Origin of the sequence: Amycolatopsis sp. (assembly GCF_036008905.1) — a bacterium.
Classification (GTDB): domain Bacteria; phylum Actinomycetota; class Actinomycetes; order Mycobacteriales; family Pseudonocardiaceae; genus Amycolatopsis.
This window is the reverse complement of the sequence record NZ_DASYMU010000193.1, coordinates 1-21,078: the sequence shown is the minus strand read 5'-3', so window position 1 is coordinate 21,078 and position 21,078 is coordinate 1. Positions and strand designations below refer to the sequence as shown.

Annotated in this window: 22 protein-coding genes; 18 read left to right on the top strand and 4 right to left on the bottom strand. The window is 68.3% G+C overall.

The window, feature by feature from the left end:
- The first annotated feature begins 496 nt into the window (after window positions 1-496).
- Window positions 497-1,003 carry an XdhC family protein gene (locus VGP60_RS31915; RefSeq protein WP_327551870.1) on the top strand — a complete coding sequence of 169 codons (507 nt, stop codon included), beginning with the start codon at window positions 497-499 and terminating at the stop codon, window positions 1,001-1,003.
- 159 nt (window positions 1,004-1,162) lie between these two features.
- Here VGP60_RS31915 and VGP60_RS31910 read toward each other — a convergent pair whose 3' ends face one another.
- Entirely contained in the window at window positions 1,163-3,265 is a 2,103-nt protein-coding gene (locus VGP60_RS31910) for an elongation factor G-like protein EF-G2 (protein WP_327551869.1), read from the bottom strand.
- A 188-nt stretch (window positions 3,266-3,453) separates the two neighbouring features.
- Here VGP60_RS31910 and VGP60_RS31905 point away from each other — a divergent pair, with 188 nt between their 5' ends.
- A complete protein-coding gene (locus VGP60_RS31905; RefSeq protein WP_327551868.1) occupies window positions 3,454-4,437 on the top strand; it encodes an ArsR/SmtB family transcription factor in 984 nt (327 codons plus the stop codon).
- A gap of 68 nt (window positions 4,438-4,505) precedes the next feature.
- Window positions 4,506-5,435 carry a pyridoxal 5'-phosphate synthase lyase subunit PdxS gene (gene pdxS / locus VGP60_RS31900; RefSeq protein WP_327551867.1) on the top strand — a complete coding sequence of 310 codons (930 nt, stop codon included), beginning with the start codon at window positions 4,506-4,508 and terminating at the stop codon, window positions 5,433-5,435.
- 17 nt (window positions 5,436-5,452) lie between these two features.
- On the opposite strand, the gene VGP60_RS31895 is transcribed toward pdxS, so the two are convergent.
- A complete protein-coding gene (locus VGP60_RS31895) occupies window positions 5,453-6,022 on the bottom strand; it encodes an XRE family transcriptional regulator (protein WP_327551866.1) in 570 nt (189 codons plus the stop codon).
- A 65-nt stretch (window positions 6,023-6,087) separates the two neighbouring features.
- Between VGP60_RS31895 and VGP60_RS31890 the strand changes: the two genes are divergently transcribed.
- The 6 genes from VGP60_RS31890 (at window position 6,088) to VGP60_RS31865 (ending at window position 10,272) form a co-directional block, all read left to right on the top strand.
- Entirely contained in the window at window positions 6,088-6,786 is a 699-nt protein-coding gene (locus VGP60_RS31890; protein WP_327551865.1) for an AzlC family ABC transporter permease, read from the top strand.
- Entirely contained in the window at window positions 6,786-7,106 is a 321-nt protein-coding gene (locus tag VGP60_RS31885; RefSeq protein ID WP_327551864.1) for an AzlD domain-containing protein, read from the top strand. The genes VGP60_RS31890 and VGP60_RS31885 overlap by 1 nt, the downstream gene beginning before the upstream one ends.
- Before the next feature lie 37 nt (window positions 7,107-7,143).
- On the top strand, window positions 7,144-7,842 hold the full coding sequence (locus VGP60_RS31880) for a helix-turn-helix domain-containing protein (RefSeq protein WP_327551863.1): 699 nt from the start codon (window positions 7,144-7,146) through the stop codon (window positions 7,840-7,842).
- A 276-nt stretch (window positions 7,843-8,118) separates the two neighbouring features.
- On the top strand, window positions 8,119-8,754 hold the full coding sequence (gene pdxT, locus VGP60_RS31875; protein ID WP_327551862.1) for a pyridoxal 5'-phosphate synthase glutaminase subunit PdxT: 636 nt from the start codon (window positions 8,119-8,121) through the stop codon (window positions 8,752-8,754).
- Window positions 8,751-9,506, top strand: a complete 756-nt coding sequence (locus VGP60_RS31870) for a YebC/PmpR family DNA-binding transcriptional regulator (protein ID WP_327551861.1) — start codon at window positions 8,751-8,753, stop codon at window positions 9,504-9,506. The genes pdxT and VGP60_RS31870 overlap by 4 nt, the downstream gene beginning before the upstream one ends.
- A gap of 229 nt (window positions 9,507-9,735) precedes the next feature.
- A complete protein-coding gene (locus VGP60_RS31865; protein ID WP_327551860.1) occupies window positions 9,736-10,272 on the top strand; it encodes a DUF4262 domain-containing protein in 537 nt (178 codons plus the stop codon).
- Window positions 10,273-10,284: 12 nt separating this feature from the next.
- Here the strand turns inward: VGP60_RS31865 and VGP60_RS31860 are convergent, their stop codons facing one another.
- Complete coding sequence (locus VGP60_RS31860) at window positions 10,285-10,737, bottom strand: cupin domain-containing protein (protein ID WP_327551859.1); 453 nt, start codon at window positions 10,735-10,737, stop codon at window positions 10,285-10,287.
- Window positions 10,738-10,832: 95 nt separating this feature from the next.
- Here VGP60_RS31860 and ruvC point away from each other — a divergent pair, with 95 nt between their 5' ends.
- From ruvC to VGP60_RS31815, 9 genes are all read left to right on the top strand, one after another.
- Complete coding sequence (gene ruvC / locus VGP60_RS31855) at window positions 10,833-11,456, top strand: crossover junction endodeoxyribonuclease RuvC (protein ID WP_327551858.1); 624 nt, start codon at window positions 10,833-10,835, stop codon at window positions 11,454-11,456.
- On the top strand, window positions 11,453-12,058 hold the full coding sequence (ruvA, locus tag VGP60_RS31850; RefSeq protein WP_327551857.1) for a Holliday junction branch migration protein RuvA: 606 nt from the start codon (window positions 11,453-11,455) through the stop codon (window positions 12,056-12,058). Before ruvC ends, ruvA begins: the two co-directional genes overlap by 4 nt.
- A gap of 9 nt (window positions 12,059-12,067) precedes the next feature.
- Window positions 12,068-13,153: a Holliday junction branch migration DNA helicase RuvB gene (gene ruvB / locus VGP60_RS31845; RefSeq protein WP_327551856.1), complete on the top strand. Its 1,086-nt coding sequence runs from the start codon at window positions 12,068-12,070 to the stop codon at window positions 13,151-13,153.
- 169 nt (window positions 13,154-13,322) lie between these two features.
- Entirely contained in the window at window positions 13,323-13,727 is a 405-nt protein-coding gene (gene yajC, locus VGP60_RS31840; protein ID WP_327551855.1) for a preprotein translocase subunit YajC, read from the top strand.
- A gap of 234 nt (window positions 13,728-13,961) precedes the next feature.
- Window positions 13,962-15,722: a protein translocase subunit SecD gene (gene secD / locus VGP60_RS31835; protein WP_327551854.1), complete on the top strand. Its 1,761-nt coding sequence runs from the start codon at window positions 13,962-13,964 to the stop codon at window positions 15,720-15,722.
- Window position 15,723: 1 nt separating this feature from the next.
- Entirely contained in the window at window positions 15,724-16,968 is a 1,245-nt protein-coding gene (gene secF / locus VGP60_RS31830) for a protein translocase subunit SecF (protein WP_327551853.1), read from the top strand.
- 16 nt (window positions 16,969-16,984) lie between these two features.
- Complete coding sequence (locus VGP60_RS31825) at window positions 16,985-17,503, top strand: adenine phosphoribosyltransferase (RefSeq protein ID WP_327551871.1); 519 nt, start codon at window positions 16,985-16,987, stop codon at window positions 17,501-17,503.
- A gap of 85 nt (window positions 17,504-17,588) precedes the next feature.
- A complete protein-coding gene (locus tag VGP60_RS31820) occupies window positions 17,589-19,949 on the top strand; it encodes a bifunctional (p)ppGpp synthetase/guanosine-3',5'-bis(diphosphate) 3'-pyrophosphohydrolase (protein WP_327551852.1) in 2,361 nt (786 codons plus the stop codon).
- A gap of 30 nt (window positions 19,950-19,979) precedes the next feature.
- Entirely contained in the window at window positions 19,980-20,759 is a 780-nt protein-coding gene (locus VGP60_RS31815; RefSeq protein ID WP_327551851.1) for an enoyl-CoA hydratase/isomerase family protein, read from the top strand.
- A gap of 8 nt (window positions 20,760-20,767) precedes the next feature.
- On the opposite strand, the gene VGP60_RS31810 is transcribed toward VGP60_RS31815, so the two are convergent.
- The gene (locus tag VGP60_RS31810; protein ID WP_327551850.1) at window positions 20,768-20,935 is read right to left on the bottom strand and encodes a hypothetical protein; all 168 of its coding nucleotides are present in this window, start codon (window positions 20,933-20,935) and stop codon (window positions 20,768-20,770) included.
- Window positions 20,936-21,078 lie beyond the last annotated feature (143 nt).

Below are 21,078 nucleotides of genomic sequence, written 5' to 3'. Positions count from 1 at the left end.
CCCCCCCCCCGCCGCTTTGGGGTAATGCCGGAGGGGGTTTGGGTGGGTGCGGCTCAGAGGTGCGGGGTTGGGCTCTGGCTTGTGCGGCTCAAAGCTGGTGGGTGCGTACAGGGGCACGGTTAGAAGCCTGTGTTTATTGGCAGGCGCGCGATCAGGTTTGCGTGACCAGGGCGTGGCATGGGTAGGTACGTAGCGATGGGTGCCGGGGGCGCCCTGCTCTCGCAAACCTGGCCTTCGGCGAGCGCGCGCGGTGAAGACTTCCGGCCGTGGCCGGCCGTAAGTCGCTGTGGCTGGGTTTCAGGCAAAGCCCGCGTGGCTGGGTTTTGGAGGCGCTGGGTCGGGGCGGTGTCACAGTGGTCCCGTTGGTCCCAGGGTTCACTTTGGTCACTTTAGAGGGGGAGCGTGGGACCTTTACTGCCGTTTGGCGGGAGCAAATGTCCCTTGATGCCGCGTTTTGTATAACGAGGTATACGGGGTGGGGTGGCAAACTGGGGGGATGGGAACTGAGGGCGACGCGTCGGCTTGTGAAGTGGCGCATGGTGGGGTCGAGGCCGTGACGGTGGAGCGGGTGCTGGTGGTGGTGTTCGCGTCGCCGGTGGCGCGGTTCTTAATGCGGTATGCGGAGGATCTCGGGTATCGGGTGGTGCTGTTCGAGCCTGACGCGGAGCGCGCGGTGGAGATGGGCGGGGTGACGGTCGTGCCGGAGATCGATCCGGCCGCCGACGTCGTGGTGACTGATCATCATCGGGCTGAGTTGGGCACGGCGTTGCGGGATGTGCTGAAGTTCCCGGCGCGGTGGATCGGGGTGCTGGGGAATCCGCGGCATCCGGGGCCGCATGTCACCGCACTCATCGGGCTGGGTGTCGGCGAGGCGGAGATCGCGCGGGTGCATCGGCCGGTGGGGTTGAACATCGGGTCGCGGACGCCCGCCGAGATCGCGGTGTCGACGTTGGCCGGGTTGATCGCCGATCGCAACGGGCGTCCGGGCGGGTTCGAGTTCTAGGTCGTGTCTGGTAAATCTGTTCGATGGGCTTCGTGATCCAGGTGGTTCCTGGCGGTGCGGGGGATTTGCCCTCGTACCGGGTCGTACTCGGGTGAATCCCCCGTGCCGTCAGGGGCCGCCTGGGCGCGGAGCCCGCGAACTTGATTTGCCAGACACGACCTAGTCCGGCATTGGTTCGAACCGCGCGTGCTGCCGGGTGAAGGTCGCGGTTCCCGAAGTCAGCGAACGCAGGTCGGTGGCGTAGTGGAGCAGCTCGCTCGCGGGGACTTCGGCTTTGATGACCGTCCGCCCGCCGGTGTCGGCTTCGGTGCCGAGTACCCGGCCTCGCCGGGACGACAGGTCGCCCAGGACGGTGCCCAGGTGGTCGTCCGGGAGGCGGACGGCGACTTCGTCCAGCGGTTCCAGCAGGGAAATGTGCCCGTTCGCGGCGGCGTCGCGCAGCGCGAGGGCACCCGCGGTCTGGAACGCGGCGTCGGAGGAGTCGACGCTGTGCGCCTTGCCGTCGACGAGCGTGACCCGGATGTCGACGACCGGGTGCCGGTCGACCAGGCCGCGCTGAAGCTGGGCCCGCACCCCCTTCTCCACGCTCGGGATGAACTGGTGCGGCACCGCACCACCGACGACCCGGTCCACGAACTCGAAACCGGAGCCGCGTTCGAGCGGTTCGACCTCGATGGCACACACCGCGTATTGCCCGTGCCCGCCCGACTGTTTGACGTGCCGCCCGTGCCCTTTCGCCGGACCGGCGAAAGTCGAGCGCAGGCTGATGCGCACCGGCTCGGTGTCGACGTCGGCGCCACCGGACCGCAGCCGGGACAGCACGACGTCGGCATGCGCTTCGCCCATGCACCACAGGACGAGCTGGTTGGTTTCGGCGTTGCGGTCCAGCCGGAGGGTCGGATCGCCCGCCACCAGCCGTGACAGGTTCCTGGCAAGGGTGTCCTCGTCGCTGCGCGTCTTGGCGATCACCGCGACCGGCAGCAGCGGTTCGGGCATCGCCCACGGTTTCATCAGGAGCGGTTCGTCGGGCGACGACACCGTGTCGCCGGTTTCCGCCGAGCCGACCTTCGTCAGCGCGCAGAGATCACCCGCGACGCAGAACGGGACTTCGCGCAGGTTCGCCCCGAGAGGCGAATAGAGGTGTGTGACGCGTTCGTCGGCGTCGTGGTCCTCGTGGCCGCGTTCGGCGAGCCCGTGTCCCGAAACGTGCACCGGGTGCTCGGGGCGCAGCGTCCCGGAAAACACCCGGACGAGGGAAACGCGGCCGACATAGGAGTCGACGGCGGTGCGGACGACTTCGGCGGCGAGCGGGCCGTCCGGATCGGTCCGCAGTTCGGCGTGCGGCGAACCGTCGGGGGTGGTGATCTCCGGCAGCGGGTGTTCGAGCGGCGACGGGAAGGCGCGGATGATCCCTTCGAGCACCTCGGACAGCCCGATGCCGCTGGTGGCGCAGACGGGGAAGACCGGATGGAACGACCCTCGCGCGACGGCGGTTTCGAGATCCTCGATCAGCGCGGCCTCCGAGATCTCCTCGCCGGCGAGGTACCGGTCCATCAGTGTCTCGTCCTCGCTTTCCGCGATGATGCCTTCGATCAGCTCGTCACGGGCCTGGCTCATGCGGTCCAGTTCGCCGGGGTCGGGTTCGCCGATCTTGGGCGGAAACCCTTGTGAGTAGTCGAAAAACCGCTGGGTGATCAACCCGACGAGCCCGGGTCTGCCGTTCCCGGAAGGCAGGTACAGCGGGAGGACGCCGGCGCCGAACGCTTCCTGGCACGCGGCGATCTCGGCGTCCGCGTTGGCGCGGCGGTGGTCGAGCCGGGCGACGACGACCGCCCGCGGCATCCCGACCGACGCGCATTCTTCCCAGACCGCGATGGTCGCCGCGTCGATGCCTTCGGCGGCGCTCACCACGAAGAGCGCGGCGTCGGCGGCCCGCAGTCCCGCGCGGAGTTCGCCGACGAAGTCCGCGTAACCGGGGGTGTCGATAAGATTGATCTTGTAGCCGTTGTGCAGCACCGGCGCGACCGACAGGCCGACCGACCGCTGCTGGCGGACCGCCGCCGGGTCGTGGTCGCACACCGTTGTACCGTCGACGACCGAGCCCGCTCTGCTGACCGTGCCGGACGCGGCGAGCAGTGCTTCGGTGAGAGTGGTCTTGCCGGAGCCCGACGGGCCGACGAGCACGACGTTGCGGACCTTGCCCGGGTCGGCCACAGCGACGGCGGCTCCGGAGTCTCCGCTCTTGCTCTGCTTGTCGGCCATGGTTGGTCTCCTCACGTAGGGGCGGCACGGGACGGCGGGCTCTGCACCCCGAGTGTGTCCTCGATCACACACCCGATGTGCTGGTCGCGGCAAGGTGCGGCACCCATCGGCAGGAGGCGACGGCTACCCTGGTCGACTATCCATAGGGGAGCCATTTAGGCTCAGCTAAATCTCTTGAGGAAGGTACCTTGCTGGAGCTCGCGTTTTCGGCGCAGGACCTGGCGCACACCCGCTTCGCGTTTTCGCCCGTCTGGGAAGCCGTCGCGAGTGTGCGGGTGCTGCGGCAGCCGGGGGACTACGCGCTGCATTTGCCGTGGGTGAAGGAAACCCGGGCGCGAATCGGCGAAGCGGGTCTCGACATCGGGCTGCTCGCGGACCTGGTCGCGGGCGCCAGGCTTCCGGGTTTCCTGGCCGCGACGCCGGTGACGCCGGTCCCGGAACTGGCCGGCGAACTCGCCGAACTGCGGGACATCCCGGCCGCGCTCGTCCGGCGGTCACTCGACGAGCTGGATCCGCCGCGATCCGCCGCGTTGAACAAGTTTTACCGCGATCCCGCAGCGGGACTCGACCGGCTCGCCGATCTCGTCGAGGCCTATTGGCGACTCGCTGTGGAGCCGCACTGGTCCCGAATCCGCGCGTTGCTCGAGGGTGACATCCTGTACCGCTCCCGGCTGCTCGTCGAAGGCGGCGCGGACGCGCTCCTCAACGACCTTTCGCCGATGGTCTCCTGGAAAGACGGCACGTTGACGGTCGCGCACGCGCATGTGTCGAGCTCCCTGCCGCTCGAGGGATGCGGCCTGGTGCTGGTGCCGTCGGTGTTCGTCTGGCCGAAGGTCTTTTCGAAGACCGATTCGCCGTGGCAGCCGGTGCTGCGCTACCCGCCGCGCGGGGTCGCGACGCTGTGGGAGCGGGGCGGCTCGCCGACCAGTGGCGCGCTGGCCGCCGTCATCGGCCGGACGAGAGCGATTTTGCTCACTGAATTGGACGCCCCGGCTTCGACGACCGAGCTCGCCAGAAGGACCCGCCTGACCGCCGGGGGAGTGTCGCAGCACTTGGGCGTCCTCCGGGCAGCTGGCCTGGTCAGCGCGCATAGGGCGGGGCGAAGCGTGCTGTATTCGAGGACGAACGCGGCCGATGGCCTGATGGCCACTTCGGGGCAAGTGGACTGCTGAAATAGCTTCGTACTGGCCTGGGTAGGCGGTCCACGTCGGACCTAGACTCGAACAGACCAACTCGCTCTATGAAAGGCCTCGCAGTGTCTGACGCCCAGTCCACTCCGTTCTCCGCACCCGCCACCGGTACCGGCCGCGTCAAGCGCGGTATGGCCGAGATGCTCAAGGGCGGGGTGATCATGGACGTGGTCAACGCCGAGCAGGCCAAGATCGCCGAGGACGCCGGCGCCGTGGCCGTCATGGCCCTCGAGCGCGTGCCCGCCGACATCCGCGCGCAGGGCGGTGTCGCCCGGATGAGCGACCCTGACCTGATCGACGGCATCATCGCGCAGGTCTCCATCCCCGTGATGGCCAAGGCGCGCATCGGCCACTTCGTCGAGGCGCAGCTGCTGCAGTCGCTCGGCGTCGACTACATCGACGAGTCCGAGGTGCTGACCCCGGCCGACTACGCGAACCACATCGACAAGTGGCAGTTCACCGTGCCCTTCGTCTGTGGCGCGACGAACCTCGGCGAGGCGCTCCGCCGGATCAACGAGGGTGCGGCGATGATCCGCTCCAAGGGCGAGGCCGGCACCGGTGACGTCTCCAACGCGACGACCCACATGCGCAAGATCCGCGGCGAGCTGCGCCGCCTGTCCTCGCTGCCCGAGGACGAGCTTTACGTTGCGGCGAAAGAACTTCAGGCGCCGTACGAGCTCGTGAAGGAGGTCGCCGAGAAGGGCAAGCTGCCGGTCGTGCTGTTCACCGCCGGTGGTATCGCCACCCCGGCCGACGCCGCGATGATGATGCAGCTCGGCGCCGAAGGCGTGTTCGTCGGCTCCGGCATCTTCAAGTCCGGTAACCCCGCACAGCGCGCCGAGGCGATCGTGAAGGCCACCACTTTCTACGACGACCCGGACGTCATCGCCAAGGTCTCTCGCGGTCTCGGCGAGGCCATGGTCGGCATCAACGTCGACGACGTGCCCGAGCCCCACCGCCTCTCCGAGCGCGGCTGGTAAGTCCCTGCCCACCGCCCTCAGACGTGCTCGGAGATTTCGACGGCGGTGGTACCGGGGTCGAGGGCCTCGAAGATGTGCGGGACGTCGCCAGGGTAGGTGATGTAGTCGCCGGGGAAGAGCTCCACCGGGTCTTCGGTGATCCCGACCAGAGCGCGGCCGGTGCTGAGGACGATGTGTTCCACCACGCCGCTCATATGCGGTTCGGAGCTGCGGGCGCGCCCGGGTTCGGCGGTGATCAGATACAGGTCGCGGCGGGCGCTGGGCGGGCAGGCGCTCAGCACGGTGGCGGTGTAGTGCGCCCGCTCGGAGAACACCGTGGGGCCTTCGCCGGCGCGGATGACCTGGACCCGGGGGCGTTGCGGTTCGACGAGCCGCGCGAACGGGACGTCCAGGGTCACGCTCAGCGCCCAGAGCGTTTCCACGCTGGGGTTGCCGGTGGCGGACTCGAGCTGGGAGAGCGTGGACTTCGCGATGCCTGCCCGACGTGCCACCTCGGTCAGGGAGAGGCCGGCGCGGGCGCGTTCGCGGCGCAGTGAGGCCGCGATGACGTCCAGCGGGGCGCCGCCCTTGGCCTGTCCATCACTCATCGTTCGCTCCAGAAGTCGTATCGTTCGGTTTGACGAACAACCCAATCGTGTTCATTATATTAGTCATGCGTTCGATGTGGCGAACTTTGGATCGAGGCCTGGCCCGGGACATCGGGCTGGTCTGTCTCGCCGACTGCATAGTCGGCATCTCCTACGGCGCCATCGCGGTGGGCTCCGGCTTCCCGATCTGGGCGCCGATGCTCCTGTCGTTGGTGGTCTTCGCCGGCGCGTCGCAGTTCATGTTCATCGGGATCGTGGCCTCTGGCGGCAACCCGATCGCCGCCGTGGTCGCCGGGCTGCTGGTCAACGCGCGGCACCTTCCGTTCGGCTTCGCGATCGGGGACGTCCTCGGCAAGAGCTGGGCGCGGCGGCTCGTCGGCAGTCACCTGATGATCGACGAGAACGTCGCGTTCGCGCTGGCGCAGCGGGACGCCGGCAGGCGCCGTGCGGCGTACTGGGCCTGCGGGATCGGGCTGTTCGTCTGCTGGAACGCCGGCGTCGTCATCGGCGCGTTCGCCGGGACGGCCATCACCGACACCGACGCCTTCGGGCTCGACGCGGCCTTCCCCGCGGTCCTGCTCGCGCTCGTGCTGCCCGCCCTGCGGGACAAGGCCGCCCGCCTGCCGGTGGCGATCGGCGCCGCCGTCGCGCTGGCCACCACGCCGTTCCTGCCCGCCGGGCTTCCCGTGCTGCTCGCGCTGGTCGGCGTGCTCGCCGGGGTCGCGGCGAAGGATCCCGAACGCGAAACCGAGGTGGCGCGCTGATGGAACCGCTCACGCTGATCGTCGCGACCGTGGTGCTGGGGGCCGGCACCTTCGCGTTCCGGTTCGCCGGGCCCGTGCTGCGCGCCCGCGTCACGCTCTCCCCGCGTTCGGAGCGGCTCATGGCCACCGCGGCCGTGGTCCTGCTCGCCGCGCTCGTGGCCATCACCGCACTCACCGACGGTCACGAGTTCGCCGGGTTCGCCCGTCCGGCCGGGGTACTGGTCGGTGGCGTGCTGGCCTGGCGGAAAGCGCCGTTCGTGGCCGTAGTGCTCGCGGCGGGGGCGACGGCCGCGTTGTTGCGCGTCGTTGGCGTGCCCTGATGCCCGGTGATCAGCGGCCTGCGGAATAATTTCCGGGATGATCGCCGAAGACGTTCAGAGTCAAGTACGGGTGTTACGTGAGAACGGTGGTACGCCCAAAGAGATCGCGCGCGCCACCGGACTGCGTCCGGCCGAGGTCACCCGTCTGCTCCGGACCTTGGCCGCGGAAGCCGACATCGAGGAACGAGCCGTCGCCGGGTGCTGGTTCAACCCGGGCTGGAGCGCCGGGTTGAGCGTCGAAGGCCATCCGGACTGGCTTCTTGACAATTCCGCCGAATTCTCCGAAGACGCGCCGGGAGGGCTCGTCATGGTGCTCGTCGCGCGGGACGCCGGGCGCAGGCGGGTGTCGGTCTGCGGCTATCTGGTGGACGTGTACTGCCTCGGCGTGAAGAACGTGCGCGAGCCCGAGGTGATGGACGCCGGGAAACTGCCGGAATTCGCCCGTGCCTACTTCGCGGCCTTCGGGGTGCAACCGCTCGAAGTACCGGTCGACCTCGCCCGGCACGTGGTGTTCGGTGCCGTGGACTACGCGCGAACGCTCGGCTTCGAGCCGGTGGCGGGGTTCGACGCCGTCTCGGATCACCTCGGCGAGTGGACCGGCCCGTCGGCCGTCACCTTCGGAATGGACGGCCAGCCGTACTTCATCCAAGGGCCCCACGACGACTCGTCGAAGGTACTGAGGACCTTGCGGAGTTCCGCCGGAGAGGGCAATTTCCAGTTCCTGGTCGCCCCCTGAACCGAGGACGGCGATTCAGGGCGACGAGAGTAACGCCGCCCTGACCGCCGGTGATCAGCCTCGCCGCATAAGCTGTACCGAAGTGGTCACGATCGGAAGTTCGCCGGGGGTCTCGGCGGCCCAGCTTCCCGCTGGACGCACGGCCGGAAGACCCGAGTACAACACCGGTACGAGGGTCTCCCGGCCGCACGCCCAGCAGAAACCTGGATCCGCCGAATACCCCCGACGGACTTCCGATCGCAACCACACGGTCTTTCGGGAGGTCAGGTGTCGGCAATGCGGCCAGTGGTCGGTGTGCTCGCTCTGCAGGGTGACGTGCGTGAGCACGCCGCGATGCTGGAGCAGGCCGGCGCGCGGGTGCTGCCGGTCCGCCGCCTGAGCGAGCTGTCCGAAGTGGACGGTCTGGTGCTGCCCGGTGGCGAGTCGACCACGATGTCGCGCCTGCTCGAGTCCTTCGAGCTGCTGGAACCCCTGCGCGTGCGCATCGCCGACGGGATGCCGGCGTTCGGCTCGTGCGCCGGGATGATCCTGCTGGCCAGGCAGGCGCTCGACGGCAGGCCGGATCAGCAGCAGCTCGGCGGGCTCGACATCGTCGTGCGCCGCAACGCGTTCGGCCGTCAGGTCGATTCCTTCGAGGAAGACCTCGAATTCACCGGGTTCGACGGGCCGCCGCTGCACGCGGTGTTCATCCGCGCCCCGTGGGTCGAGAAGGTCGGCGACGGGGTCGAGGTGCTCGCCCGGGTACCGGACAGCCAGGCAGCGGGGGACGCGGCCGATAGGATCGTCGCCGTTCGGCAGGGGGCAGTGCTCGCCACCGCGTTCCATCCGGAGCTGACGGGGGACGAGCGGGTACACCGGTTGTTCGTGGACATGGTGCGCGAAGCCGGTTCTCAAACGATGGAGGAGAGATGAGCGGCCACTCCAAGTGGGCCACCACGAAGCACAAGAAGGCCAACCTCGATGCGAAGCGCGGCAAGCTCTTCGCGAGGTTGATCAAGAACATCGAGGTGGCGGCCCGTACCGGCACCGGTGGTGGGGACCCGGAGGGCAACCCGACGCTCTACGACGCCATCCAGAAGGCGAAGCGCAACTCGGTGCCCGCCGACAACATCGAGCGGGCCCGCAAGCGTGGTGGCGGTGAGGAGGCCGGCGGCGCCGACTGGCAGACGATCACCTACGAGGGTTACGGCCCGAACGGGGTCGCGGTGCTGATCGAGTGTCTCACCGACAACAAGAACCGTGCCGCGATGGAGGTGCGCACCGCGCTCACTCGCAACAACGGCTCGCTGGCCGACCCGAACTCGGTGGCGTACATGTTCGACCGCAAGGGCGTCGTGCTCCTGCCGAAGAGCGACATCAGCGAGGACGACGTGCTGATGGCCGTGCTCGACGCCGGTGCCGAAGAGGTCAACGACGCCGGCGACAGCTATGAGATCGTCTCCGAGCCGACCGATCTCGTCGCGGTCCGCAAGGCGTTGCAGGAAGCCGGCTACGAGTACGACTCCGCGGAAGCCAGCTTCGTCCCGTCGGTCAACGTCCCGCTGGACGCCGACGGCGCGCGCAAGGTTTTCAAGCTGATCGACGCGCTCGAAGACTGCGACGACGTCCAGAACGTCTACGCGAACTTCGATGTGTCCGACGAAGTCATGGCAGAGATTGATTAGTGGCACGGAATCGGGTGGCGGCACTCAAGGTGACGACTGAGTGCGCTCTTGGCCGGAGGCTTCGCCATCGCGGCGGCGGGGCGCCCTGCAGCAAGACGGGCGTTTCCTCCGTTGTCGCGCCCTGGCGACGCGGTCGCGATCGCGATCGCGCGCAGGTCGCCGGAAGACAGTTGGTGGTTCACAAAAAAGCTGGGTCAAACGCTGGGCGTGACGGCCGGCGTACGGCAGAATGACGGCCGTGACGACCGAAGCCGAAGCGACCGACGTGATCACTTCCGAGGAACTGCGACTCATCGAGTGGATCGAGGAGCAGGCCAAGGCTCGGGGCAACGCGGTCATCTCGGTTCCCAGTGACGACAACGGTTCTGGCTACAGCTTCACCGCGTGCGCCTGGGCGCTGCACGGTGTGCCGGAAGCCGTTGTCGTCGGCCTGCCCGAGGAGATGGGCCCGGTTCTGCTCGACGCCTACGTCGATCGCGCGGCCGCCGGGGTCGTCTTCGAAATCGGCAAGCCGTACACGGACTTCTTCCAGGGCGTCCCGGTGGTCTTCGAACGGGTGGCCAAGGGGCATTATCTGGAGTATTTCGGCAGCGCTTTCCTGGTTTATCCGGAGGGCGATTTCCCGGCGGTGCAGCTCGTCGTGGCGACCCCGGACGGGCATTGGCCGTGGTCGCCGGACGCGCCCGAGGGATTCGACGCGTGGCAGCCGGTGCTGACCGAGAGCGGCCTGCCGGAGAGCTGGACAGCGGGCGTCGACGGTCCCTGAGTCAATCGGCTCTCAAGTCATTTCGCGGATTTCCGTTGCGGCCGAAGGGAACTGGGCCGTCAGCGTTCCGGCGTCGCCGAACTCCACCGACTCGTCGGTGTAGGGCGGCACGACGATCGTGCCCAGCAGGCTCCATTCGCCGAGCGTGACGGTGGTTTGCCAGACGCCTGCCGGGACGACGACCTGGGGCCGTTCCCCGGCGGCCAAGTCGATTCCCAGCACCGGCCGGGTCACCGTCCCGTCCGGGTGCAGGAGCAGCATCCGCGCGGCGGCGCCGGCGTGGTAGGTGAAGATCTCGATGCGGTCCAGCCGGTGCAGGCGCGAGAAATCGGGCGCCACCAACAGGTAGTAGATGGCGGAGACGTCCTCGTCGCGCCAGCTCTGGGTGAACAGGCCGCCTTCGATCGGCAGGGGTTCGAGTCCTAGGTGGGCGACAATTTCTTCGGTGTCGTCGGGAATCGGCATGCCTCCATCCTGCCGGGCTCGGCGAGTCTGCCGCCGACGCGGGGATACGGCCGGTAACCTCACTCCTCGAACTGGTGTTCGGCGAGGAGGACTGCGTGCGGGTATTCGGGGTCGACCCCGGTCTGACCAGGTGCGGTTTCGGCATCGTGGACGGCGGGAAGGGCCGCACGGTCGCCTGTGTCGCCGTCGACGTGATCCGGACCCCGGCCGACACCGATCTGGCGCTGCGGCTGCTGGGCATCTCCGACGCGGCCGAACGCTGGATGGACACCTACCGGCCCGACGCGGTCGCCGTGGAGCGGGTCTTCACCCAGCACAACGTGAGCACGGCGATGGGTACCGCGCAGGCGGGCGGCGTGGTCGCGCTGGCCGCCGCCAAGCGCGGGCTGCCGGTCGTCTTCCACACGCCGAGCGAGGTCAAGGCCGCGGTCACCGGCTCGGGCCGGGCGGACAAGGACCAGGTCACCACCATGGTGATGCGGCTGCTCGGGCTCGAAGACCGGCTCAAGCCCGCGGACGCCGCCGACGCGCTCGCGCTGGCCATCTGTCATCTTTGGCGTGAGCCGATGCGTGCCCGCCTCGCGGAAGCCGAGGCCAGGGGAGCGGAGCTCGTGCGCAAGCACAAGGCGCGTCTCGCCGCCGCGGCGAAGGAAGCCAACGCGGCGAAGCGGTCCGCTGTGGTGAAGGCAGCAAAGACAAACAAGGGGATTGTCCGATGATTTCGTCTGTACGCGGTGAAGTGCTGTCCATCGGGCTCGACCATGTCGTGGTCGAGGTCGGCGGGGTCGGGCTCGCGGTGCAGGCGACACCGTCGACGCTGGCCACGCTGCGCCGCGGCACGGAGGTCCGCCTGCACACCTCGCTGATCGTCCGTGAGGACTCGCTGACGCTGTTCGGGTTCGCCGACGTCGACGCGCGCGAGCTGTTCGGCCTGCTGCTGACCGTGTCCGGGATCGGCCCGCGGATCGCGATGGCCACCCTCGCCGTGCTCGACCCGGACAAACTGCGGATCGCGCTGGTCGAAGGCAATATCACCGTGCTCACGCAGGTCCCCGGCATCGGCCGTAAGGGCGCGGAGCGGCTCACCCTGGAACTGCGGGACAAGGTGACGGCGTTCGCCGGTGCCACCGACGGGGTCGTCGCGGCGACGGGCAATGCCGCGATCCGCGCGGAGGTCGTCGAAGCGCTGGCCGGTCTCGGCTTCCCGGCGAAGCAGGCCGAGCTGACCGTCGATCAGGTCCTCGCCGCGGAGGGCACCACGACTGTCTCCACCCCCAAAGTGCTCCGCGCCGCGCTCGCCACCCTCGGCCGCAAGCGTTAAAGCGCGGCCATGGACTATGAGCAGGTGGACTACGAGACCGACGACGAAACGCTCTCGGCGCTGATCCAGACCGGTGAGCGTGACGTCGAGACGACCTTGCGCCCGCAGATGCTGGCGGACTTCGTCGGGCAGCCGCGCGTGCGTGAGCAGCTCGAACTGGTGCTGGAAAGCGCGCGCCGGCGCGGGGTGCCGCCCGATCACGTCCTGCTCTCCGGGCCACCCGGCCTCGGCAAGACGAGCATGGCGATGATCATCGCCGCCGAACTGAACGCCTCGCTGCGGATCACCTCCGGCCCCGCGCTCGAACGGGCCGGCGACCTCGCCGCGATGCTCTCCAACCTCGCCCCCGGCGACGTCCTGTTCATCGACGAGATCCACCGCATCGCGCGCCCGGCCGAAGAGATGCTGTACCTCGCGATGGAGGACTTCCGGGTCGACGTCGTGGTCGGCAAGGGCCCCGGCGCGACCAGCATCCCGCTGGAGATCGCGCCGTTCACCCTGGTCGGGGCTACCACGAGGTCCGGCGCGCTGACCGGCCCGTTACGCGACCGGTTCGGGTTCACCGGCCAGATGGAGTTCTACTCCGACGACGAGCTCGATCTCGTCGTCAAGCGCGCTTCCAAGATCCTGGGCATCCGGATCGAGGACGACGGCTGCGCGGAGATCGCGCGGCGCTCCCGCGGCACGCCCCGGATCGCGAACAGGCTGCTCCGGCGCGTGCGCGACTACGCCGAGGTCCGGGAAGACGGCTTGGCGACCAGGGAAATCGTCCGCGCGGCGCTCAAGGTCTACGACGTCGACGAGCTCGGCCTGGACAGGCTGGACCGAGCGGTGCTGTCGGCGCTCGTGCGCTCTTTCGGCGGTGGACCGGTCGGTGTTTCGACGCTGGCGGTTGCGGTTGGCGAAGAGCCAGCTACCGTGGAAGAGGTATGTGAGCCGTACCTGGTGCGCGCCGGTATGCTCGCCCGCACTCCGCGGGGCCGGGTGGCGACGGCGGCGGCTTGGGAGCATCTCGGTCTCCAGGCTCCGGCCGGTTCCATCTCCGACGCCGGCTTTTTCGACGCGGTGGCGCTGGGTCAGGCCGAGCAGACGTGACCCATGTGTGACGAAAAGCGTGACGAGAGCGCGCGACAATGCGCTGACCAGTACAGCGTTGAGGGAGACCGGTGCTGACGTTTTCGCTGGCACCTGGCACACTCGATAAGGCAGATCTACCCAAAACCGGACGTTTCGCCGTCCTGCGGCGTCCGTCGAATGGAGAATCATGAACCAGTTATTGCTGCCCCTGCTCCTCATGCTCGTGGTGGCGGTCCCGCTCGTCATGGGTTCCCGCAAGCAGAAGCGAGCGGCGGCAGCGCAGCAGGAACTGCAGAACGGGCTCGCCGATGGTGACCGCGTGATGACCACCTCCGGTCTTTACGGCACCGTCGCCGACACCAGCAGTGAGACCACCATCGACGTCGAGATCGCTCCGGGCGTGGTGACCACCTGGCTGCGCCAGGCGGTCCGCGAGAAGGTCCAGCCGGAGGTCGTCGAGGAGGACTCGCTCGACACCGAGGTCGAAGACGACGCCAGCTCGCTCACCGAGACGACCCCGGTCGTCGTCGAGGACGAGAAGGAGAAGTCGACCGCTCAGGTCGCGCCGCCGCTGGAGCACGGCAAGAAGTAGCTCTGCCACAAGACACGCCCTCACGGATCCGCTCCGGATCCGTACTGGCGTGGGGGTAACGCCGGGCTCACGCAGCACCGAGTAGTGTCTCGGTGCTGCGTGCGTGTCCGTCGTCATAGTCGTGCGCGCAGAAGCTTCAAGAACATGAAGCTGCTTCGTTAAAAGACCCCGCTTCAAAGAAGCCCCCTGCAAAGCCCAACGGGGGAACCCCCAGTCCGAGGAGACCGAAGCACCGTGGCATCACCGGCCGGGCATCTCCGCCCGGGACGCTATCTCGCCTTTTTCATCCTGATCATTGTCGCGCTGTACTCGCTGGTGTTCTTCACCGGCGACGGAAAGCCGACGCCCAAACTGGGTATTGATCTCCAAGGTGGTACCCGGGTCACGCTGACCGCGCGTACGCCGGACGGTGGAACCCCGACGCGAGAGTCCCTCGACCAAGCACGCCAGATCATCGAGACCCGGGTCAACGGGATCGGGGTCAGCGGTGCCAAGGTCGTCCTCGACGGGAACAACGTTGTCATCACCGTCCCCGGTGAGCAGGGCGACCAGGCCAAGAACCTCGGCAAGACGGCGAAGCTCGGCTTCCGCAAGGTGGTGCAGGCGGTCCCCGTGACCCCGGCCGCGCCGTCCGTGGTCCCGCCGGCTTCCCCCAGCCCGACGCCGGGTGCCTCTTCCAGCTCCCCGCCGCCGTCGACCACGCCGCCCGCCGGTGGTGGCGCCCCTGGTGCCGCTTCGGCCCAGCAGCCGCCGTCGACCACGCCGCCGCCGAGCAGCACCCCGGCCCCGCCGCCCGCCACGCCCGACGGCTCGATCGACGAGCGCGCCGCGCAGGAGATCCAGGCCGCCCAGGCGATCCGGCAGAACCCGGCGCTGATCCCGGCCAACCCGTCGGACCAGGCCGCCACCGCGCTCGCGGGGCAGGCCCTGCAGCAGGCGATGGAGTCCATCACCTGCGCGCCCGGCGCCGTCGACCCACTGGTCGGCAACGACGACCCGAAGAAGCCCCTCGTCACCTGTGACACCAAGGGCACCGAGAAGTTCCTGCTCGAGCCGGAATTCATGCCCGGTACCGACATCAGCACCGCCAGCTCCACCTACGACACGCAGCGCGGCGGTTTCGTCGTCAACCTGTCGTTCAACAGCGCGGGCACCAAGACCTGGGGTGAGTTCACCTCGGCGAACCAGGGCCAGCGTGCGGCGTTCGTGCTCGACACCGAGGTCGTCTCGGCGCCGAACATCCAGGTCGCGATCCTGGACGGCAACACCCAGATCAGCGGTAGCTTCACGCAGGCGGAGGCCAAGAACCTCGCCGATGTCCTGAAGTACGGCTCGCTGCCGCTGTCGTTCACCTCCTCGGACGCGACCACGGTTTCGGCCACCCTGGGCCTGGCTTCGCTGCAGGCAGGCCTGATCGCCGGTGCGATCGGCCTCGGCGTCGTCTTCATCTACTGCCTGATCTACTACCGCCTGCTGGGCCTGCTGACGATCCTTTCGCTCGGGTTGTCGTTCTCGCTGGTCTACGCGGTGCTCGTGCTGATCGGCCGCGGGATCGGGTACACCCTCGACCTCTCCGGTGTCGCCGGCCTGATCATCGCGATCGGGATCACGGCCGACTCGTTCGTCATCTACTTCGAACGGCTCAAGGACGAGATACGGGAAGGCAGGTCCTTCCGCTCCGCGGTACCGCGAGGCTGGGTCCGCGCCCGGAGGACGATTCTGGCCTCCGACGGCGTGAGCTTCCTGGCCGCGGCGATCCTGTTCTGGCTCGCCGTCGGTGAGGTCAAGGGCTTCGCGTTCACCCTTGGCATGTCGACCGTGCTCGACCTCGTGGTCGTCTACCTCGTCACGCATCCGCTGGTGGCGATGGTCTCCAAGTCCAAGTCGAAGATCCTGTCCAACCCGAAGTACCTGGGCCTGGGCGCGGTCCAAGACCTCAGTACGTCCCGAAAAGCCGCGAAGCCCGCCGTCGGCGCGACCGTGAAGGAGGCCTGACATGGGAGTCGAGGATCTCGGAACGGACGCAGAGTCCGTGAAGACCCCGGTCAAGCCGGTCAAGAGGGACAGCGCGTTCCGGCGGCTCTACGTCGGTTCCGGCGTGTTCGACGTCGTCGGCCGCCGCAAGCGCTGGTACATCTTCTTCGGCGCGCTGGTGCTCGTGTGCATCGCGTCGATGTCGATCCAGGGCTTCAAGTTCGGTATCGACTTCGAGGGCGGCACTCAGATCCAGATGCCGGCCAACGGCTCGAAGGGTGAGATCACCGAGCAGCGGGCCAAGGACGTCTTCGACCAGGCCCTCGGCAAGCAGGCCTCGGAGGCACAGCGGGTCGGGACAGGCAGCTCGGCGACCATCCAGCTCCGCTCGGACACGCTGAACTCGGCCGAGGTCTTCAAGCTGAAGCAGGCCCTGTTCGAGCAGCTCGGCCCGATCGGTTCCGACGGCCAGCCCAGTGTCCGCGCGATCAGCGACAGCGCGGTGAGCGCGTCCTGGGGTGGCGAGATCTCGCAGAAGGCCCTGCTCGCGCTGGGCGTCTTCCTGCTCGCGGTGACCATCTTCCTCGGGATCTACTTCGACATCCGGATGGCCGCCGCGGCGTTGATCTCGTTGCTGCACGACATCGTGGTGACAGCGGGTATCTACTCGCTGATCGGGTTCGAGGTGACCCCGGCGACGGTGGTCGGCCTGCTGACCATCCTCGGGTTCTCGCTGTACGACACCGTGGTGGTGTTCGACAAGGTCAAGGAGAACACCCGCGGGCTGCTCGGCCTGAGCAGGCGGACCTTCGGTGAGGCGGCCAACCTGGCGCTGAACCAGACGCTGATGCGGTCGATCAACACCGCGATCATCGCCCTGCTGCCGATCCTCGGCCTGCTGGTGGTCGGCTACATCCTGCTCGGCTCCGGCACGCTGCAGGACCTGGCGCTCATCCAGCTGACCGGAACGCTCGTCGGTGTGCTGTCGTCGATCGCGCTGGCCACGCCGCTGCTGGTGGACCTGAAGATGATGGATCCGCAGTTCAAGCAGCAGGCCCAGCGGGTGATGAACCGGCGCGCCGGTCAGGCCCGCAAGGCCGCGGGCAAGGCGCAGGCGTCGGGCGAGGACACCTTCGATGCCGGCGACGACGACGAGCTCGACGCGGAACTCCGCAAGGAGAAGGCCTACGCGGCGGCGGCCAGTGTGCCCGCCCGTATACAGAAAGCCCGCCCGCAGGGCAAGCCGTCAGGTAAGCGCAAACGCTGAGAAGAATGGGCTGGACATCAATATCGACACGGCCCTCGGCCTGATCACCGAGGTTCCGGACTTTCCGGAGCCTGGCGTCCTGTTTCGCGACCTGACGCCGCTGTTCGTCAATGCCGAGGGGTTCGCCACCGTGGTGGAGACGATGGCGAGCACGCTCGACCCCGAGGTCGAGCTGCTCGCCGCCGTCGAAGCCCGTGGTTTCCTGTTGGCCGCCGCGGTCGGGTACGCCCGGGGGATCGGTGTCGTGCCGGTCCGCAAGCCGGGCAAGCTGCCCGCGGTGGCCGGCCGGGTCGATTACGCGCTGGAGTACGGCACCGCGAGCCTGGAGCTGCCCGCGGGGGCGGTTCGCATCGGTCAGCGGGTCGTGGTCATCGATGACGTGCTCGCCACCGGCGGCACGGTCGCCGCCGCTTGTCAGCTGCTCGAGGGCGTCGGCGCGGTGGTCGACAGCGTGCTCGTCGTACTGGAACTCGCCGCACTGGGTGGACGCAACGCGCTTCCCGGCCGAAAGCTGCATACACTCCAGGTCTGCTGACCCCGGGCGGCCGTGACGACGGGCCGGAGATGCGGAGCGTTACCCTTGAAGTTCCAGAACACCGCGCGAGCAGCAGGAGGTGCGGGTGAGCCAGGAACTCGATTCCGTCGTGCCCGCCAAGGACAAGCCTGAGCCGCGCCCGGCCGCTGCCGCCGTGCAGCAGGTCAAGTCGAACGGCGCGGCACCGGCACCGTCCGCCACCCGGCGGGTGCGGGCCAGGCTGGCCAGGCGGATCACGGCCCAGCGGGCGACCTCGGTCAAACAGGTCCTCGAACCACTGGCCGTCGTCCACCGCGAGCTGCACCCCAACGCCGACCTGACGCTGCTCCAGCGCGCCTACGACGTCGCCGAGGAGCTGCACCGCGAACAGCGGCGCAAGTCCGGCGACCCGTACATCACGCACCCGCTCGCCGTGGCCACGATCCTCGCCGACCTCGGGATGGACACCACCACGCTGGTCGCGGCGCTGCTGCACGACACCGTCGAGGACACCGGCTACTCGCTGGAGACGCTGAAGGCGGACTTCGGCGACAAGGTCGGTGAGCTCGTCGACGGCGTCACCAAGCTGGACAAGGTCAAGCTCGGGACGTCGGCCGAAGCGGAGACCATCCGCAAGATGGTCATCGCGATGGCCCGCGACCCCCGCGTGCTGGTCATCAAGCTGGCCGACCGGCTGCACAACATGCGCACCATGCGTTTCCTGCCGCCCGAGAAGCAGGCCCGCAAGGCGCGCGAGACCCTCGAGGTCCTCGCCCCGCTGGCCCATCGCCTCGGCATGGCGACGGTCAAGTGGGAGCTGGAGGACCTCGCGTTCGCCATCCTGCAGCCGAAGAAGTACGACGAGATCGTGCGCCTGGTCGCCGACCGGGCGCCGTCCCGGGACACCTACCTGCGCAAGGTGATCACCGACCTCACGGCCAACCTCGTGGGCTCGCGGATCACCGCCAAGGTCGAGGGCAGGCCGAAGCACTACTACTCGATCCACCAGAAGATGATCGTCCGCGGCCGCGACCTCGACGACATCCACGACCTCGTCGGCGTCCGTATCCTGGTGGAGGACGTCCGCGACTGCTACGCCGCCATGGGTGTCGTGCACGCCGGCTGGCAGCCGGTGCCCGGCCGGTTCAAGGACTACATCGCGCAACCGCGGTTCGGCGTCTACCAGTCGCTGCACACCACGGTGATCGGTCCCGACGGCAAGCCCCTCGAGGTCCAGATCCGGACCTACGAGATGCACCAGACCGCGGAATACGGCATCGCCGCGCACTGGCGCTACAAGGAAACCAAGGGCACGCACAACGGCAACGCGGCGAACGCCGTCGAGGTCGACGAAATGGCGTGGATGCGCCAGCTGCTCGACTGGCAGCGTGAAGCGGCCGACCCTGGCGACTTCCTCGAGTCGCTGCGGTACGAGCTCGCCGCACGGGAGATCTTCGTCTTCACGCCGAAGGGCGACGTCATCACGTTGCCCGTCGACTCGACGCCGGTCGACTTCGGGTACGCCGTGCACACCGAGGTCGGGCACCGCTGCATCGGCGCGCGGGTCAACGGCAGGCTCGTCGCGCTGGAGCGCAAGCTCGAAAACGGCGAGGTCATCGAGATCTTCACCTCGAAGGCCGAGACCGCCGGTCCGAGCCGCGATTGGCTGCAGTTCGCCGCGTCCCCGAAGGCCCGCGCCAAGATCCGGCAGTGGTTCGCGAAGGAACGCCGCGACGAGGCCATCGAGGGCGGCAAGGACGCGATCACGAAGGAAGTCCGCAAGGTAGGCCTCCCGATCCAGCGCCTGGTGTCCGCCGAGTCCATGGGCGCGGTCGCCACCGAACTGCGGCACGCGGACATCAGTTCGCTCTATGCCGCGGTCGGCGAGGGCCACACGAGCGCGAAGCACGTCGTCAGCAGGCTCGTCGCGCTGATCGGCGGCGTCGACGAGGCCGAGGAGGAGCTCGCCGCGCGGGCCACCCCGTCCACGGTGACGCGGCGGCGCGGCTCGAACGACGTCGGCGTGGTCGTCAAGGGCGCGAGCGACGTCTGGGCGAAGCTGGCCCGCTGCTGCACCCCGGTGCCCGGCGACGAGATCCTCGGGTTCGTCACCCGCGGTGGCGGCGTCAGCGTGCACCGCACGGACTGCACCAACGCGGACGACCTGCAGGCACAGCCGGAACGGCTCGTCGAGGTCGAGTGGGCGCCGTCGGCGTCTTCGGTGTTCCTGGTCGCCATCCAGGTCGAGGCGCTCGACAGGCACCGCCTGCTGTCCGACATCACGAAGGCGCTGGCGGACGAGAAGGTCAACATCCTGTCGGCGTCGGTCACCACCTCGAGGGACAGGGTGGCGGTCAGCCGCTTCACCTTCGAGATGGGCGACCCGAAGCATCTCGGCCACGTGCTGAAGATCGTGCGCAACGTCGAAGGCGTCTACGACGTGTACCGGGTCACCTCTGCTTCGTGATGATCGTTCGCTGCCCTTAGGGTTCGGGCTATGACCGATGGACTCGAGTTCGTCCGCGACGGTGAAGTCGCGCGGCTGACCTTCGCCAGGCCGGAGAAGAAGAACGCGATCGCCTACGGCATGTGGGCGGCGATCCCGGAGATCGTGACGGAGGTCGAGCGGGACTCCGAGGTGAAGGTGCTCGTGCTCACCGGTGCCGGGCAGGACTTCTCGGCGGGCGCGGACATCAGTGAGTTCGGCACGCTGCGGTCGTCGGCCGAAGGCGCCGCTGCCTACGACAAAGCCATCGAAGGCGCGGTGCGGGCGTTGACGGGCTTGCGTAAGCCGACCGTGGCGATGATCCGCGGGAACTGCATCGGCGGTGGCTGCCAGATCTCGGTGGCCTGCGACTTCCGGTTCGCGGCCTCCGGCGCGCGGTTCGGCATCACCCCGGCGAAACTCGGCATCGTCTACGACTTCGTCTCGACCCGGCAGCTCGTGTCGCTCGTCGGACCCGCGCACGCCCGGTACTTCCTGCTGTCAGGTGAGCTGATCCAGGCCGGCCGCGCGCGGGAAATCGGGCTGCTGAACGACGTCTTCGAGCCCGACGCACTGGAAGAGTCCACAGAGGCCTTTGTGCGGACGCTGTGCTCGCGTTCGCAGTTCTCGATCCGCGGCATGAACCGGATCATCGAGAAAATCCTTGCCGGACAAGAGGAAACCGACACCGAGGTCGAGGAGATCAGGCTCGGGGCCCTACATGGCGAGGACTACGCGGAGGGCGTCGACGCGTTCCTCACGCGCCGGCCACCGAAGTTCACCTACCGCTAGACCTCGTCTCAGGGGTTGGCCTCGTAAGCCTCGGTGAGGATCCGCGAGGCCAGCGGGTCGAACTTCAACTCGATGTCGTCGACGGCCGCGATCGGCAGGCCCGTGGCTTGCGAATTGGTGAAGAAAGTCGCGTCGAATCCGGCGACGTCGGCCACGCGCACGTCCTCGGTTTTCATTAGGGATCCCGTTGTGCGCCAAGCCTTTGCGGATCAGATTCGCGGGCTACGACGACGCGCTGTTCGTCGACCGATCGGGCTTGAATCACCGAGGCGAGCATCTGGAACGTCGGGTCGCGCTTTCGAGACGGCGGCGGTGGGGG